The sequence below is a fragment of the Thiomonas sp. genome (assembly GCF_054608695.1).
Map to the genome: position 1 here is coordinate 28,693 of NZ_JBTRXV010000005.1, position 15,478 is coordinate 44,170.

General features: G+C 64.5%; 14 protein-coding genes. All 14 read right to left on the bottom strand.

Annotated elements, in window-relative coordinates; genetic code table 11:
* Window positions 1-18 precede the first annotated feature (18 nt).
* A complete protein-coding gene (locus tag ACYCUK_RS03990) occupies window positions 19-519 on the bottom strand; it encodes a DUF2844 domain-containing protein (protein ID WP_461593542.1) in 501 nt (166 codons plus the stop codon).
* A 313-nt stretch (window positions 520-832) separates the two neighbouring features.
* Entirely contained in the window at window positions 833-1,477 is a 645-nt protein-coding gene (locus ACYCUK_RS03995; protein WP_461593543.1) for a histidine phosphatase family protein, read from the bottom strand.
* A gap of 118 nt (window positions 1,478-1,595) precedes the next feature.
* Entirely contained in the window at window positions 1,596-2,141 is a 546-nt protein-coding gene (locus ACYCUK_RS04000; RefSeq protein ID WP_461593544.1) for an acyloxyacyl hydrolase, read from the bottom strand.
* A 56-nt stretch (window positions 2,142-2,197) separates the two neighbouring features.
* Window positions 2,198-3,802, bottom strand: a complete 1,605-nt coding sequence (locus ACYCUK_RS04005; RefSeq protein WP_461593545.1) for a DHA2 family efflux MFS transporter permease subunit — start codon at window positions 3,800-3,802, stop codon at window positions 2,198-2,200.
* A 33-nt stretch (window positions 3,803-3,835) separates the two neighbouring features.
* Complete coding sequence (locus ACYCUK_RS04010; protein WP_461593546.1) at window positions 3,836-5,077, bottom strand: HlyD family secretion protein; 1,242 nt, start codon at window positions 5,075-5,077, stop codon at window positions 3,836-3,838.
* Between the two features lie 51 nt (window positions 5,078-5,128).
* Window positions 5,129-6,664, bottom strand: coding sequence for an efflux transporter outer membrane subunit (locus ACYCUK_RS04015; protein ID WP_461593547.1), 1,536 nt, complete (start codon window positions 6,662-6,664; stop codon window positions 5,129-5,131).
* 149 nt (window positions 6,665-6,813) lie between these two features.
* Window positions 6,814-7,368 (bottom strand): MarR family winged helix-turn-helix transcriptional regulator, encoded by a 555-nt coding sequence (locus ACYCUK_RS04020; protein WP_461593548.1) that lies wholly within the window; start codon window positions 7,366-7,368, stop codon window positions 6,814-6,816.
* Between the two features lie 90 nt (window positions 7,369-7,458).
* Window positions 7,459-8,688: a deoxyguanosinetriphosphate triphosphohydrolase gene (locus ACYCUK_RS04025; protein WP_461593549.1), complete on the bottom strand. Its 1,230-nt coding sequence runs from the start codon at window positions 8,686-8,688 to the stop codon at window positions 7,459-7,461.
* On the bottom strand, window positions 8,685-9,824 hold the full coding sequence (aroB, locus tag ACYCUK_RS04030) for a 3-dehydroquinate synthase (RefSeq protein ID WP_461593550.1): 1,140 nt from the start codon (window positions 9,822-9,824) through the stop codon (window positions 8,685-8,687). The genes ACYCUK_RS04025 and aroB overlap by 4 nt, the downstream gene beginning before the upstream one ends.
* A gap of 228 nt (window positions 9,825-10,052) precedes the next feature.
* Window positions 10,053-10,673, bottom strand: coding sequence for a shikimate kinase (locus ACYCUK_RS04035; protein WP_461593551.1), 621 nt, complete (start codon window positions 10,671-10,673; stop codon window positions 10,053-10,055).
* A gap of 77 nt (window positions 10,674-10,750) precedes the next feature.
* Entirely contained in the window at window positions 10,751-11,779 is a 1,029-nt protein-coding gene (locus ACYCUK_RS04040) for a hypothetical protein (protein WP_461593552.1), read from the bottom strand.
* 55 nt (window positions 11,780-11,834) lie between these two features.
* Window positions 11,835-14,084, bottom strand: a complete 2,250-nt coding sequence (pilQ, locus tag ACYCUK_RS04045) for a type IV pilus secretin PilQ (protein ID WP_461593553.1) — start codon at window positions 14,082-14,084, stop codon at window positions 11,835-11,837.
* 92 nt (window positions 14,085-14,176) lie between these two features.
* On the bottom strand, window positions 14,177-14,794 hold the full coding sequence (locus tag ACYCUK_RS04050) for a pilus assembly protein PilP (RefSeq protein WP_461593554.1): 618 nt from the start codon (window positions 14,792-14,794) through the stop codon (window positions 14,177-14,179).
* The gene (locus tag ACYCUK_RS04055; RefSeq protein ID WP_461593555.1) at window positions 14,791-15,474 is read right to left on the bottom strand and encodes a type IV pilus inner membrane component PilO; all 684 of its coding nucleotides are present in this window, start codon (window positions 15,472-15,474) and stop codon (window positions 14,791-14,793) included. The genes ACYCUK_RS04050 and ACYCUK_RS04055 overlap by 4 nt, the downstream gene beginning before the upstream one ends.
* Window positions 15,475-15,478 lie beyond the last annotated feature (4 nt).

Below are 15,478 nucleotides of genomic sequence, written 5' to 3' on the forward strand. Positions count from 1 at the left end.
GCACTCGAGTCGGCGCCCTCATGGCTGCAACCCCGCGACATCGAAGCCCGCGGGCACCAGCGACGGCACCCAGGCCACGCCGTAGAAATTGCGCATGCGGCCGAAGCTGTGCACGACGATGTCGTCGCCATGCACCACAGAAGCGGTCAAGCCCAGGCCGGCACGCGGACTGCCTTGGACGAAGGGCGCGAAATACTGGCCGAGCAGTTGCCGCAGATCCGGCTTGAATGGCCCGCGCCAAGTGATGGCGAACACGGGGCCGGAGGCGCCGGCGTACTCCGTGACGCTGGCGCCCTGCGGGGTCTGGATCGATTGGCTTTGAATCGGCAACGCCGCTGCGGGGGTAGAAGCAGAAGCGGCCTTCGCCGTCAGACGCGCGCCGGATGCCGCGGCGATGGGGGTGCCGTCCTGCGCCGCGGCCGACAACGGTTGGCCGAGGCCAGCATCGGCCGGCGTACTGCCGAGGGTGAGCGCGAGGCCGGCGGCCATGCCCAAGGAAACAACAAAACGCATGCTCATGCTGAAGAATCGCTCAGTGATGGGTTCAAGGCCAGGCTCAGCGCAAAAACCCTGCGCCATACCGCAGGAGCAATGCTGCGTCCCGCGCCGAGTTGACCTGGCGGCCCGAAGGGGCCATTGCATCACACCGCAGCCTAGCAGCCATACAGTCCTTGGTGGCTGGCTGGGCGGGCCCGCGCTGGCCGAGGTGGGCTGCGCACCACCGCATCGCCGTTGCGCAGATTGCGGATGAACACCTGCGCCGTGATGCTGATCCCCTTGCTGTCGATGAAGCGTGGCCGGTGTCGTGGTTCGGCGCCTGAACCCGGCGCCATCAACCCAGGGCTTCGTCCAGACCGCTGTCCAGGTGCCCGCCGTCGTTCCAGCCCACCAGGGTCATGCGGCCCTCGGCCACCAGCACGCGGTTGATGGCAGCGTTGCGCAGCTCCCAGGTGCGTGGCGCATGCAGCTCCTGGCTGGTGGCGCAGCGGTGCAGGCAGTCGAGCGCACCGCCGTGGGTGACGATGGCCACCGTTTGCCCCGCATGGCTCGCAGCGATGCGCCGCACGGTGGTGGTGACGCGGGCGTAGAAGTCATCCAGCCGCTCGCCCCCGGGCGCGGCGAAGCTCGGGTCGCGCTTGCGCCAGCGCTCGCAGGCCTCGGGGTGGATGGCTTGCAATTGCACGAAGCTGGACCCTTCGAAAGCACCGAAGGCGCGCTCGCGCAGGCCAGGGTCGGTGTGCAGGGGCAAGCCATGGGCTTGGGCGATGGGCTGGGCGGTTTCACTGGCGCGCAGCAGGTCGCTGGCGTAGACGGCATGGATGTCGGCATCAGACAGGGCCGCGGCCACGGCCCGGGCTTGGCTGCGGCCCTGCGCGCTCAGGGCGATGTCCGTGTGCCCTTGGATGCGCGCGTCATGATTCCACTCGGTTTCGCCGTGGCGGATGAGCAGCAGCAGCGTGGCTTGGTCCTGGAACATGCGCGCATGGTAAGGGCAGCGCGGGCGGGCGCTGCAAGGCGGCTGCCGTCGCGGCCGAGTGGTGGGCGTTGCGGCCGAACCGAGGCCGGCGACCGTCCGCGCGTCGCCCTTGGGGCGCTCAGTCGAAGTTGTAAGCCACGCGCAGTTGCAGATAGTCCTGCCCCGGGTTGGGGCGTTTGATGTCGGCGTTGGAATAGTGGGTGAGGCGCAGGCCCAGGCTCCAGGGGGTGCTGGCGAAGCGGTGGAAGACACCGATGGAGTCGCCGAACTGGTAGGCGGTGGAGATGCGTTTGTCGCCGAGATGGGTGCCAGAAAACACATTCGCACCAATGCCGAGCTCGATGCCCGATTGCGGCGTGAGCCACCAGCGCGCCATGGGAGTCAGTCCGACATGCCACAGGGACTGGTGATCCGAGCCCGATGGCCCGGTGACTTGGCCAACCGACCCCTCCAGGCTGAGGTCGAGCTTGCCATGGGCAAAGTCGTGCACCCAGAAAGGATCGGTCTGGTAGGCCAGGGTAGTGTTGTGATAGCCCCGGTACGCGCCCCAGAGCGCGGACAGTTCGGAAGCCCGCGCCTGCGCCAGACAGGTGGCGGCCAGGAAGGCGGCCAGCAGTGCGTGGCGCGAGAAGGCGTATGCACGGGATGGGGATGATGTGCGCATGACGATGGTTTTTTCGAGTGAACGATGTGTGAGGTGATGCCATGAACCCGGCCGGTTCAATGTGCGCCGGCCGCCTCGGCGCTGGCTGCGCCACCCCGTGCCGGCTTGATCATCCAGACCAGGACAATCATGGCGAGGAACAGCCAGGCGCTGAGGCGGAACATGTCGTCGACGGCGATGGTGTAGGCCTGCTGGTCGATGAGGCGGTTGATCACGCCCAGCGCCTGCTCGTGGCTGAAGCCGCGCGCCTGCAGGCCCTGGATCACGGGGCTGGCCACCGGACTGCCGGCGTAGATATGACTGACGAGTTGCTCATGGTGCAGGTCGGCGCGGTCGGCCCACCAGGTGGTGTAGATGGACGTGCCGAACGAGCCCGCGGTGATGCGGGCAAAGTTCGACAGACCAGAAGCCGCGGCGATGCGATGCCCCGGCAAGCCCCCCAGGATGATGCCCAGCAGCGGGATGAAGAACGTCGCCGTGGCAATCCCCTGAATCACCGTTGGAATGCTGTACTCCCAGTAGCTGTCGCCGGTGGTGAACTGCGAGCGCATGTAGAACACCAGGGCGAAGACGATGAAGGAGAAGGTGGTGACCCAGCGCGAATCCAGCACGGGCAGATAGCGGCCGATGACGGGCGACAGGAGGAGGGCGAACAGCCCGACCCACGCCAGCACTTCACCGGCCTGGGTGGCGGTGTAGCCGATGAACTCCTGCAGCCACAGCGGCAGCAGCACCAGGCTGCCGAAGAACATGCCATAGGCCAGCGCCAGCATGATGGTGCCGAGGGTGAAGCTCGGAATCTTGAACAAGGTGAGGTCGACCACCGGATGGTCGTCGTAGATTTCCCAGATGAGGAAGAGCGTGAAGCCCACCACGGCCGCCACCGCCAGGGCAATGATGACGGGCGAGGAAAACCAGTCGAGCTCCTGCCCCTTGTCGAGCATGATTTGCAGCGCGCCGACCCAGATCACCAGCAGCCCGAGCCCGGTCCAGTCGATCGGCAGCTTGCGGATCGGGGTCTCGCGGCGGGTGTAGATGCTGGCGGTCACGGCGGCGGCGATGAGGCCGACGGGGACGTTGATGTAGAAAATCCACGGCCAGGAAATGTTGTCGGTGATCCAGCCGCCGAGCAGCGGGCCGAGGATGGGCGCGATCAGCGTGGTCATCGACCACATCGCCAGCGCCATGCCCGCGCGCTTCTGCGGATAGCTGGAGAGCAAGAGGGTTTGCGACAGCGGAATCATCGGCCCGGCGCTGGCGCCTTGCAGCACGCGGAACAGGATGAGGATTTCAATGCTGTGGGCCTGCCCGCACAGAAACGAGAACAGCGTGAACAGCAGGATGCTGGCGAGGAACACCTTCACGGCGCCGAAACGCTGGGTGACGAAACCGGTGAGCGGCACGGCGATGGCATTGGCCACGCCGAAGGAGGTGATGACCCAGGTGCCTTGCGAGGAACTCACCCCCAGATCGCCGGCAATCGCCGGGATGGAGACGTTGGCGATGGAGGTGTCGAGCACGTTCATGAAGGTCGCCAGCGACAGCGCGATGGTGCCGAGCACCAGCATGCTGCCCTTGAGCGGCACCATGTGCGCGGGGGTGGCCGGCGCGGCGGGCGTGGCCCCGGCTGCGGCCTCTTCGATGTCGAGTGAGCTGGCCATATGCGTGGTCCTTGGTCGCGCGCTTGCGCTGCCTCAGCGCTTGCCGCCGGCGTTGGCGGCGACGATGGAATCCACCAGGGCATCGGCCTTCTTCCAGTCGGCGGCATAAACGTCGGTGCTGGCGGCCGGGCCGGTCGGCGGCATGTCCGTCACCAGCGGGCCCTTGTGGTCGCTGATGGTGATGGTCACTTCCGTCGACATGCCCACGCGCAGCGGGTGGCTGGCGAGCTGCTTCGGGTCGAGTGCGACGCGCACCGGCAGGCGCTGCACCACCTTGATCCAGTTGCCCGTGGCGTTCTGCGCCGGCAGCAGCGAGAACGCCGCGCCCGTGCCTGCCGACAGGCCGACCACGCGCCCGGTGTAGGTGAAGCTGCTGCCATAGGTGTCGGCCACCACTTTGGCCGGCTGGCCGATGCGCACGTCGCGCAACTGGGTTTCCTTCAGGTTGGCGTTGATCCACACATCGTTCAGCGGCACCACCCACATCAGCGGCACGCCGGGAGCCACGCGCTGGCCGAGTTGCACCGTGCGCTGCGCCACCACGCCACTGACCGGCGCGGGGATCATCGTGCGCTCGTAAGCCAGATAGGCCTCGCGCACCTTGGCTGCGGCCAGCTTGACCGAAGGGTTGTCGGCAATCACCGTGCCTGCCGTGAGCGCCTCGCCGCTGGCGAGCTGTTCCTGCGCCGCCATGACGCCGGCCTGCGCCGTGGTCAGCGCGGCTTTCGCCGCCTGCACCGCGATCTGCGCCTGGCGCAATTCTTCCGCCCCCACCGCGCCGGTGCCGGCGAGTTCCTGACGGCGTCGCTGCGCGTCCTCGGCCTTGGCCAGATTGGCTTGCGCGGTGGCGACATCGGTCTGCCGCACCGCCACTTGCGCCGCCAGCGTGCCGTTGTTGGCAAAGCTCACGCGCACCTGCCGCACCGCCTGCGCCAGCATGGCCTCGGCCTGCTGCAGGGCGACATGGGTGTCGGCGCCGTCCAGCTGCACCAGCGGCTGGCCGACCTTCACCAGCTGCGTGTCGTCACCGTCGATCGCCACCACGGTGCCGCCCACCTGCGGCGTGACTTGCACCAGGTTGCCCTGCACGTACGCGTCGTCGGTGTAGGCGTAGCGCAGCGACTGCCAGTAGTTGTAGCCGCTGTACAGGGCGCCGGCGATGATGAAGAAGACGATGGCCACGATCATCAGCTTGCGGCGCTTGGCCGCTTTGCCATTGCCATTGCTGGCGGCGGGGGAGCCGTTCGGGGTGTTGGATGGTGGGTTGGCGCTCATGCAAAGCTCCGTGATGTTGTTGTGTTGATGACGACGCTCGATCGCCGCGGCTCAGGGCCGGGCTGCGGTGCTTGGGGTTGCCGGGGCCGCAGGGGTTGTTGGCGTTTGTGGACTTGCCGCTGCCGGGGCGATCTCGGCCGTCGCCCCCGGCAGCGCCGGCAGTTCGGTGGTCGCATAACCGCCGCCCAGGGCGCGGATCAGGGCCAGATCGTCCACCAGCGCCTGCGCCTTGAGGCTGGTGCCGATCTGCTCCAGCTGCAGCACCCCGTTCTCGGTGGTCAGCACATTGAGGTAATTGCTCAGGCCGGCCTTGTAGCGCTGTTGTGCCAGCCGCTCGGCGTCCTGCGCGAGCTGGAGCGCATCTTGCTGCTGGACGATCTGCTGCTGCAAGAAGCGCCGGTCGCTCACCGCGTCGGCCACTTCGCGCACGGCGTTCACCACCGTGGCGTTGTATTGGGCGATGGCCGCATCGGCCGCCGCCGATTGCCCGCGCAGATTGGCCCGCAGCTTGCCGCCTTCAAAAATGGGCAGCGTCAGCGCCGGGCCCACGCCATAGGCGCGGCTGCCGGCCGCAAGGAATTGACTGAAACCCAGCGCGGTGAAGCCGGCAAAAGCGGTCAGGCTGATGTTGGGATAGAAGGCCGCGCGCGCCGCCTTCACGCCCGCCAGCGCTGCCTGCGCCTGCCAGCGCGCGGCCACCACATCGGCCCGGCGGCCGATGAGTTCGGCCGGCAGGCTTTGCGGCAGCGCCGGCATGGGCAGCGTCTGCAGGCTGGGCTTGAGCTTGGCCGTGGCCTCTGGGCCTTGCCCGAGCAGGGCAGCCAGCGCGTGGCGCGCCTGGGCCTGCGCCTGCGCGTTCTGTTCGAGCTGCAGCTTGATTTGCGGAATCTCGGCCTGGGCCTGGCGCTGCTGCAGCGAGGTTTCCAGGCCGGCGCGAACGCGGTCTCCCACCAGCCGTTCGATGTGCTGGCGCTGCGCCAGGGTGCGCTCCAGCACATCGCGCTGCGCGTCCAGCCGCGCGAGGTTGACATAGGCGCCCGCCACATTCGCCGCCAGCAACACGCGCGCCGCCTGGGCCTGGGCTTGGGCCGCGCGGGCTTGGCCGATGGCCGCCTGGAGCTGGTCCTTGTTGCGGCCAAAAAAGTCGAAGGTGTAGCTGCCTTGCAGCAGGGCCTGGTTTTCGGTGTAGGTGCCGCCGCCCAGAGGCGGGGGATAAATATCGTTTGCGCTGAAGCGCTGGCGGGTGGAGTTCACCGCGGCATTCAGGCTCGGCTCCAGGCTGCTTTGCGCCACACCCACCGCCGCCTGCGCCTGGCGCATGCGCGCCTGCGCTTCCTGCAGGCTGGGGTTATCGGCCAGGGCTTGGGCGATCAGGCGGTTCAACTCGGGAGCGTTGAACTGCGTCCACCAATCTTCTTTCGGAAACTCTGCCGGGTTGACGGCGTTGTTGCTCAGGCCGAGTTGCGCCGGCTGCAAGGCTTGGGCCATGGGCTGGATGCGGCCGGTGGAGGCACAACCGGCCAGCAGCAGGGCCGCCAGCAGTGGCGCCAGGCACAGCAGGCCGCCACGGGCCGTATGGCCATGCATGGCTCGGGTTCGAAAGGGTGATGGAAGCGGCATGATGGAGAACAGGTGTTGGTCGTGCGGGATGTGCGGTGAGCCAGGGTGATTCAGGCGATGCGTCGGGCGGTCATGCAGTCTGCTGCCTGCGCATTCGGGGGCGGTGACGTGCGCCTTCAGCCCTCGTCCAGGGTGAGCTTGGGGCCGGGCCCGGCATTGCTGGCAGCGGCGAGGGCGTCGCCGTTGTCGACGAAGCGCCGCAGCAAGTCCATCAGCGTGGCGAAGTCTTGGGCCGTGAACCCGCGCAGGTGTTCGTTGAGCACTTCGGCCAGCACGGCGGGCACTTGCTGGGCCACTTCGCGCCCCTTGGGCGTGAGCGCGAGATGCACCACGCGGCGATCCACCGTGCTGCGTTCGCGCACCAGCAGGCCTTTGGTTTCGAGGCGGTCCAGCATGCGGGTCATGCCGCCGGCGTCGGTCTGCATTTCGCGGGCGCAGGCGGCCACGGTGTCGCAACCTTCCAGCACATGAATCAGCGGATGCCATTGCGTGCCCGTGAGGTCGAGCGCCTGCATGCGGTGCTCCAGGTTGCGCAATAGCACGGCCAGGCAGCGCTTCATCAGGAAGCCGACCGAGTTGTCCTTGCAGTAGGTGTCGCCTTCGTAAAAGCGCGGCGGTGCAGCCGTCGCTTGGGCGGGCTGCTCTGGAGTTTTCACATTCATGTCTGGCATGCTATTGCCTAGGCAAACAATGCGCTGACATTTTTAGATACGCCCATTCGCCACGCGGGATTCGTCCCAGTCCGTCCTCTCCCGCGCGCGCTACCAGTCCTGCACGGAAAACAGCTTGCGATGCTCCTTGATCGCGTAGCGGTCGGTCATGCCGGCGATGTAGTCGGCAATGGCGCGCAATGGATTGGTGCCCGCCGGGCGCTGGTGGTCGAACGGCAGCAGGCGCGGCTCGTCGGCATAGGCGGTGAACAACTCGCGCAGCACCCGCGCCGCCTTGGTGGTGGAGCGCAGCACCTGCGGGTGCCGGTACAGCGCCTGGCGCAAGAACTGCTGCAGCCGGGTGAGTTGTTCGCGCACCGGGGCGCTGAAACCCACCAGCGGCGCGCCCGCGCGCACTTCTGCCGGGCTCTGCACGCCGGCCGCCACGATGTTGGCCTGGGTCTGCGCCACCAGATCGGCGATGAGCGCGGAAATCATGCGGCGGATGGTTTCGGCCACCAGACGCTTGGTCACAAGGCCCGGATAGGCAGCGCGCACCGCATGCAGATGACCGCCGAAAAAGCCGATGGCTTCGAGCTGATCGAGCTGCAGAAGACCCGAGCGCAGGCCGTCGTCGATGTCGTGGTTGTTGTAGGCGATCTCATCGGCCAGGTTGGCCACCTGCGCTTCCAGGCTGGGCTGGCCGCCATGCAGAAAACGCGCCGCCACCTCGCCCAGGTGCGCGGCATTGCGCCGCGAACAATGTTTGAGGATGCCCTCGCGCGTCTCGAAGGTGAGGTTCAGGCCATCGAACGCGGCGTAGCGCTCCTCCAGTTTGTCCACCACCCGCAGCGACTGCAGGTTGTGCTCGAAGCCACCGCCGTCCATGTCCCCCATGGAACTGGCGACGCCGTCTCCATCCTCCGAGCGCGGGCGTAAAACCTGCAGCGCCCTGCTGCGCATGCAGTCATTCAGCGCATCCTGTCCGGCGTGGCCGAATGGCGTGTGGCCGAGGTCGTGCGCCAGAGCGATGGCCTCGGTCAAGTCTTCGTTCAGGCGCAGCGCGCGGGCGATGGAACGCGCGATCTGCGCCACTTCCAGACTGTGCGTGAGCCTGGTGCGGAACAGATCGCCCTCGTGGTTGAGAAACACCTGGGTCTTGTACTCCAGCCGCCGGAATGCGCTGCAGTGGATGATGCGGTCGCGGTCGCGCTGGTAGTCGCTGCGGTCGCGCGGCGCCGGTTCGGCGTACCTGCGGCCGCGTGAAGTGGCGGCGGTATTGGCGTAAGGCGCCAGCCGCGCCTCGTGCGCGTCGGGCGATTCCGCTGCTCGCAGATTCATGGGGATGTCGACGCCGTTGCCCGCCCCTGCGCGGCTGGCTCGGACACCGTCGCCAGAGCGCCATGCGCCAACAGGCTGGCGTTCACCACATCGGCCGGAGCCGGGCGCAACAGGGCATGGCCCAGGCCCTGCAGCAGCACGAAGCGCACGCTGCCGGCCTCGTTCTTCTTGTCCACCTGCATCAGTTCCATGTAGCGCGCCAGCGGCAGCGGCGGCGCCTGCACCGGCAAGCCGGCACGGCGCGTGAGTTCGCGCAGCCGGGCCGCCGAGGCCGCATCCAGCAGGCCCAGGCGCACCGAAACATCGGCCGCAATCACCATGCCGGCGCCCACCGCCTCGCCGTGCAGCCACTGGCCATAGCCCATGCCAGCCTCGATGGCGTGGCCGAAGGTATGGCCGAAGTTGAGGATGGCGCGCAGACCGGTCTCGGTTTCGTCCTGCGCCACCACGGCGGCCTTGATCTCGCACGAGCGCCGTACGGCGTGCGCCACGGCCTCGGGGTCGAGCGTGCGCAGGCGCTCCATATGGGTTTCGAGCCAGTCGAAAAATGTGGCGTCGGCAATCGCGCCGTGCTTGATGATTTCGGCCAACCCGGCAGACACCTCGGCGGGCGGCAGGGTGCCCAGGGTGTCGATATCGGCCACGACCAGCCGCGGCTGGTAGAACGCGCCGATCATGTTCTTGCCCAGCGGATGGTTGATCGCCGTCTTGCCGCCCACCGACGAATCCACCTGCGCCAGCAAGGTGGTGGGCACCTGCACGAAGGGCACGCCGCGCATATAGCAGGCGGCGGCAAAACCGGCCATGTCGCCAATCACCCCGCCCCCGAGCGCAAACAGCGTGGTCTTGCGGTCGCACTGGTGTTCGAGCAGGGCGTCGAACACATGGTTGAGGGTGGGCCAGTCCTTGTGCTCCTCGCCGTCTGGCAGTACGCAACTCAGCACCTTGGCGAAGTGCGGCGCCAGCGCCTGCTGCAGTCGCTGCATGTAGAGCGGCGCGACGGTGGTGTTGCAGACGATGAGCGCGCGCGCCTCGGGCGCCGCAACCTGAGCAAAACTTTCAGGCCGCGCCAGCAGACCCGCGCCGATGTGGATGTCGTAGGCACGCTGATCGAGTTCGACGCGGACGATGGTCATGGCTGGGGCTTGTCGGGCTGGGCTGTGAATGCTCGATTGTAGGAAGCCCCCTGTAGGCCGGTTCGTCCGACCGGCGATCCACGTCCGCTCTCATGGGTGGGCAGATTGGGCACCTGGGCTGGGCCTCTCTGCCCTATCAGGTTGGATGAGACCCGCAAAGTCCATGCGATCAGGTCGCCACGGGCACTGCATTGGCACGAGACCGTAGGCCCGTAACGGGCAAGCCGTCTACCGCTCGGAGCGGCGTGTGCGAGTGTGAGCACCGCCAGAATAGCCACCCGAGGCGCCAGCCGAAGCCGCACCAGTGACGTATGCCGCCGGATCCAGAACCCCAGCCAGCTCCAGTTGGGTGAGGACCAGATTTGCGAGCATCGCCACCGAGGGACGGCCGGTGTCGATGATGAAATGGGCTGTTTCGCGGTACAGCGGGTCACGCTGGCGGAACAACTCGCGCAGTTTGGCGCGCGGGTCGCCCGTTTGCAGCAAGGGGCGGCTGCGGTCATTGCGGGTACGGTGCGCCAGCTCGTCGGCACTGGCGCGCAAGTACACGACCACGCCGCGGTCATGCAAGGCGCGCCGGTTGTCCTCGCGGAGAACCACCCCGCCACCGGTGGCGAGAATCAGCCCGCCGCGCTGAGTCAAGGCGTCGATCGCCCGCGCCTCGACCTCCCTGAACCCGGCTTCGCCATCGCGCGCGAACAGGGCCGCAATGCTGCAGCCTTGCTCCCGCTCGATTTCGTGATCGCTATCGACAAACTCCAACCCCGTGCGCTGCGCAAGCGAGCGGGCAACCGTCGTCTTGCCGGCGCCCATCAGGCCAATGAGAAAGATCCGACATGGTTTTTCCACTGATAACGGTGCTGATGCTGCTTATGGAAAACTGAAACAGCGTAGACAGCCTAAATTGTTATGGGGAGTGCAAAGCGTTACTGGACATACATAGTTACCGACTGTGTAGCTTGCGCCAAGCCGCCAGATGAAGTCGGGTAACTCACCGTGACATTCACCACGTCATAACCGCCCTGTCCACCACTGGCGTAATTCACATAAGCAATGCCATTTGTATTAGTTGTGGCCGCTACGGTGGTAGTTACGTTGTTTTGATTATTTAGGACGCCAGCTTGAACTAAAGCTGTACTGGGCTTCCCAGGATTATTTGTTGCGTGATCCGTGCAAGTAGGCCCGGTAGTTGGCGCTCCAGTGGAAGTGTTGCAGTACCCGACGGTTGCAGAAGTTGTTGTGCTACCCATAGTGAAACTTACGCTTGCGCCAATAACTGGCTTATTATTTGAATCAACCACAAACGCTGCTAGTCGCGTCCCATATCCAACGTACTGCAAACCAGAAATCGGATCAACTGTGTTTGCACTTAATGGTCCACAGAATAGAGAGCTACCATTCACATTTGTTCCGATTGAACAAGTTCCCTGAGTTGGCACGCCAGAAAGATTAAGCGTCCAACCGCTAGGAGCAGAAGTTGTTACAGAAATCGAGGTAGATTGACTAACCTCGTTAACATTAGCTGTGCCAACGGATGCCACAATCACATCGGTGCCCGCTTGCTGACCAGCCTGATATCTGACATAAGCGGAGCCATCTGTTCCAGTGGTAACAGTCACGGCGCTTGTTGATCCATTGAGAGTCGGTCCAGACGAAGCACTACCAATCGTAAAAGTTACCTTTGTATTTGAAGCTGCACTTCCGTTAGCGGTCACGACCGCTTTAAGTTGATAAACGGAATTTGTTGCAACATTCAAAGCTGCTGGCGTAAGAGAGATTTGATATGCAAGATTTGCCGTTGGCTTAGAAGCTCCCAAGCCCCCGGAACTAGCTGTACTTCCTGCCCCCAAGAGTGGAGTCCCGGCAGTCCCACCGCCGCCGCCGCATGCAGCCAATGAAATTATGAATACGGCTGCAAGCAGGCTTTTAACAAAACGCGGCGTGTATGGTGACATTTAAAACCTCAAATTATCTATACTCATTAAATCGATAACATGCAAAACTGGTTTGTTAGCGACTTAGGTCCGCATTGCTAACAATCTTAGGAGTCAGAAAAACCATCAATTCGCTTTTCTGAATAGCCTTGCTCTTCACCTTAAATAAATAACCTAGAACCGGAATATCACCAAGCAAAGGAACCTTATTGGTCTGATTTTGCTCAGATGAAGTGTAGATGCCTCCAAGAACGACCGTTCCACCGTTTTCCACCTGCACCTGAGTCGTCACGGTATTGGTGTTGATGGAGGGCACACCATTGGTCGCAGCGCCTTGACTATCCTTGTGAATTTCGACGTTCATGATGACGTTGCCGTCCGGTGTGATCTGAGGAGTTACATCAAGACTCAGCACAGCCTTCTTAAAAGTCACGGAGGTGGCGCCACTCGAAGTCGCTTGTTGATAAGGAATTTCGGTGCCTTGTTCAATGGTGGCTTTTTGCAAATCTGAAGTAATCACGCGCGGGGAAGAAATGATCTTGCCCTTGCCATCGGCCTCCATCGCAGATAGTTCCAGATTGATGAAGCGGTTGGCTGCGGAACTGAATAGGCTCACTGCAACGGCGCTGGGCACAGCGCCAGCCAGAATGCTTCCGGCCAAACCAAAGGCTGGAAGATTGACAAACTGTGAATCCGTCAGCGTCGCGCCGGAAGAGCCGGGCTGGTTGGTTTGATTGGCCACGCCGAGATAGTCGCCAGTCACGGTGGCATAGGTTGAACCACCAACATTGACACCTGGAACCCCTCCCTGGATGCCACGTGCATCGGTATAACCCAGCTTGGCCCCAAGACTGCGCCCGAACTGGTCGGAGGCCTCGACGATGCGCGCCTCGATCAGCACCTGACGCACCGGCTTGTCGATCTTGCCGATGAGACGGCCGATCTCTTCCAGTTTCGATGGGATATCCGTGACGAAAATCTGGTTGGTGCGTGGGTCGGCAATGACCGTGCCACGCGGCGAAAGGATGCGCGATGTTGGCGCGCCGGCCCCCGAGTAGAAGCCTGGAATCGGAGGCATGGCCGCCGCTCCGCCAGCACCGCTTGACTGCGCGCCACCTGCCGCGCCTGTCAGCAGCCCCACCACGGTGGCCGCCTTCTGGTAGTTCAGTTGATAGGTCTCGGACTTGAGCGGCTCGAGATCCTGGATGGACTTCTTGGCCTCGAGTTCGGACTTTTCGCGAGCCAGGATTTCGTCGCGCGGCGCAATCCACAGCACATTGCCTTCCTTGCGCTCCCCCAGGCCCTTGGCCTGGAGGATGATGTGCAGCGCCTGGTCCCAGGGAACGTCTTTCAAGCGCAGGGTGAGGTTGCCGGTGACCGAGTCGCTCACCACCACGTTCAGGCCGGTGAAGTCGGCGAACACCTGCAGCAAGGAACGCACATCGATGTTCTGGAAATTGAGCGACAGCTTCTGCCCGTGATAACCCGGGCCGTTGCCGGGCGCGAGCTGGTTGGGGTTGGGCGTCTCGGGCCGCACTTCCAGCACGAACTTGTTGTCGGCCTGGTAAGCGCTTTGCTGGTAGGCGCCGCTGGGCTGCACCACCATGCGGACGTTGTCGCCCATCTGGAAGGTGGTGATGGATTTCACCGGCGTGGCGAAATCACCGACGTCCAGCCGGCGCCGCAGTTCCGGCGGCAAGGCGGTTTTCAGGAAGTCGACGACGATGTTCTGGCCTTGCTGGCGGATGTCGACGCCAACCTGGTTGTTGGGCAGGTTGACGACGACCTGTCCTGAGCCGTCAGGGCCACGGTGGAAATCCACGCCGCGCAACGGGAGTTGCTGGGTGTTGAGACTGTCGGCGAAGTGCACCGGCTGCGTCAGCGATGCGCCGGAACCGACGGAGGCATTCAGCGGCGCGGAGGCCACGGGGCTGATGAGCACCAGCAGGCGCTTGCCCAGAATCTCGGTTTTGTAGGTGGTGGAGCTGCGCAGGTTGAGCACAACACGAGAACGGCCTTGCGCCTCGACCACATTGGCGGAACGCAGATTGCCCTGATCGAAGCTGACGGCGCTGCGGCTGACTTCGGACTTGACGCCGGGGAAGTCGAGCACGATGCGGGCTGGCTGGTCAATGGTGAAGCCGGCCGGTGGCGCCGCCAGTGGCTGCGCGAACTCGAGTTGCACGACGATTTCGCCGCCCTGGCTGCTGGCGCCCACGCTTTGCAGCACATTGGCGGATTGGGCCGCAGCCACACTCGCGAAGCCGAGCAACAAGGTCAGGCTGGCGGCCACCCGACCCAGCCATGGCGCCGCAAGGCGAGCCATGAAACGCCGGGCCGCTCCCAAGTTTGCTTGACTCCCATGGGGGTCGTGGCAGCGCAGCGCGCCGTCCTTGGGGGCACAACAACGCTCGGACATCATTTGCTGCTCTCCTGCAATTGAAGGGTTGCGGTGCGTTGCACCCAGTCGCCAGTGGCATCCTGCACCAACTCCTGCAAAACAACCTGGTTTTCGTCGATTTTGGTGATGCGCCCGTAATGCTGACCGGCGTACTCGCCCACATGCGCGCGGTACAACAGATTGGCCGCCTTGAGCAAGGCGTAGTCCTGGCCCTTGATCTTGAGGCTGCCCACCATCTGGATCTGGTCGAGCGAATACTGCTCGAGCGGCTGCTTCGGCCGGTTCATCTGCGCCAGAACCTCGGGGCTGAGCTTGTTCATTTCCTGCCGCACGCCGGTTTCCAACTTGGCCGGAGAGAATGGATCGGTCTGGTCGGCAAGGCTGTAACTTGCAGGTGTAAACGGCTTGGGCGCCTCGATGGGTTGCACATGCGGATGCAACTTCGCGCGTTCCTGGCTCATCCAAAGGCGCAGGTCTTCATGCGGTTGGCCACCGCAACCGGCAAGCAACAAGGCCGTCAGCGGCGTGAGCATGAGCCAGGCCGGGCGGCGGCCAGCGAACGCGCGGCGGCGCATGGGCAGGGCTGCGGGCGGCGCTTTGCGGAATTCGCCTTTGAGGCGGCGCAGCGGGCTCATGGCTTGGCCCCCGGTTTCTTGGCCTTTTGCTGCGCCGCGACTTCGTCGGCGTCGAGGTAGCGGAAGGTCTTGGCGGTGGCCTCCATGGTCAGCTTGCCACCGGGCGCCGGGCCGGCCGGGCTGGTGATGGCGATGTTGTTGATGGTGACGATGCGCGACAGCTTCGCCACGTCGGAGGTGAACGCCGCGAGATCGTTGTAGGTTCCTTGCACCTTGATGGCGATGGGCAGCTCGGCGTAGTAGTTCTTCACTTCGACCTGGCCTGGGCGGAACAGGTCAAACTGCAGACCGCGGCCGATGCCGGCCTGGTTGATGTCGGACAACAGCGCATCCATCTCGGCCTTGCTGGGCAGTTGCTTTTCCAGCAGCAGGACATATTGCTGCACCTGGGCTTTCTGCGCCTTGAGCAGATCCAGGCTCACCGCCTGGGCCAGCTTGCTTTTGTATTGGTCGCGCAATTGCACTTCCTGTTGCTGCGCCTGGTCGAGCTGGTCTTTCACGCCCGAAAGCCAGGCATACCAACCGACCGCCAGGGCCAACACCAGGGCGAAGGCATAGGCCGTGGCTCGGGGCAGCGGCGGCCAGGTGCCTGGGTCGTTCTGGTTGAGCCCGCGAAACTGGCTGGCGATGCGCTCCTGGAGCGCCGGGAAATCGATCTGCATCTTGAGGGATTTGGCCATGCTG

What these genes read in the sequence shown, in the direction of transcription:
- ACYCUK_RS04055 (WP_461593555.1), bottom strand. Translation starts at nt 15,474, where the DNA reads ATGGCCAAATCCCTCAAGATGCAGATCGATTTCCCGGCGCTCCAGGAG.
- ACYCUK_RS04025 (WP_461593549.1), bottom strand. Translation starts at nt 8,688, where the DNA reads ATGAATCTGCGAGCAGCGGAATCGCCCGACGCGCACGAGGCGCGGCTG.
- ACYCUK_RS04040 (WP_461593552.1), bottom strand. Translation starts at nt 11,779, where the DNA reads ATGTCACCATACACGCCGCGTTTTGTTAAAAGCCTGCTTGCAGCCGTA.
- aroB (WP_461593550.1), bottom strand. Translation starts at nt 9,824, where the DNA reads ATGACCATCGTCCGCGTCGAACTCGATCAGCGTGCCTACGACATCCAC.
- pilQ (WP_461593553.1), bottom strand. Translation starts at nt 14,084, where the DNA reads ATGGCTCGCCTTGCGGCGCCATGGCTGGGTCGGGTGGCCGCCAGCCTG.
- ACYCUK_RS04010 (WP_461593546.1), bottom strand. Translation starts at nt 5,077, where the DNA reads ATGAGCGCCAACCCACCATCCAACACCCCGAACGGCTCCCCCGCCGCC.
- ACYCUK_RS04050 (WP_461593554.1), bottom strand. Translation starts at nt 14,794, where the DNA reads ATGAGCCCGCTGCGCCGCCTCAAAGGCGAATTCCGCAAAGCGCCGCCC.
- ACYCUK_RS04020 (WP_461593548.1), bottom strand. Translation starts at nt 7,368, where the DNA reads ATGCCAGACATGAATGTGAAAACTCCAGAGCAGCCCGCCCAAGCGACG.
- ACYCUK_RS03995 (WP_461593543.1), bottom strand. Translation starts at nt 1,477, where the DNA reads ATGTTCCAGGACCAAGCCACGCTGCTGCTGCTCATCCGCCACGGCGAA.
- ACYCUK_RS03990 (WP_461593542.1), bottom strand. Translation starts at nt 519, where the DNA reads ATGAGCATGCGTTTTGTTGTTTCCTTGGGCATGGCCGCCGGCCTCGCG.
- ACYCUK_RS04000 (WP_461593544.1), bottom strand. Translation starts at nt 2,141, where the DNA reads ATGCGCACATCATCCCCATCCCGTGCATACGCCTTCTCGCGCCACGCA.
- ACYCUK_RS04015 (WP_461593547.1), bottom strand. Translation starts at nt 6,664, where the DNA reads ATGCATGGCCATACGGCCCGTGGCGGCCTGCTGTGCCTGGCGCCACTG.
- ACYCUK_RS04005 (WP_461593545.1), bottom strand. Translation starts at nt 3,802, where the DNA reads ATGGCCAGCTCACTCGACATCGAAGAGGCCGCAGCCGGGGCCACGCCC.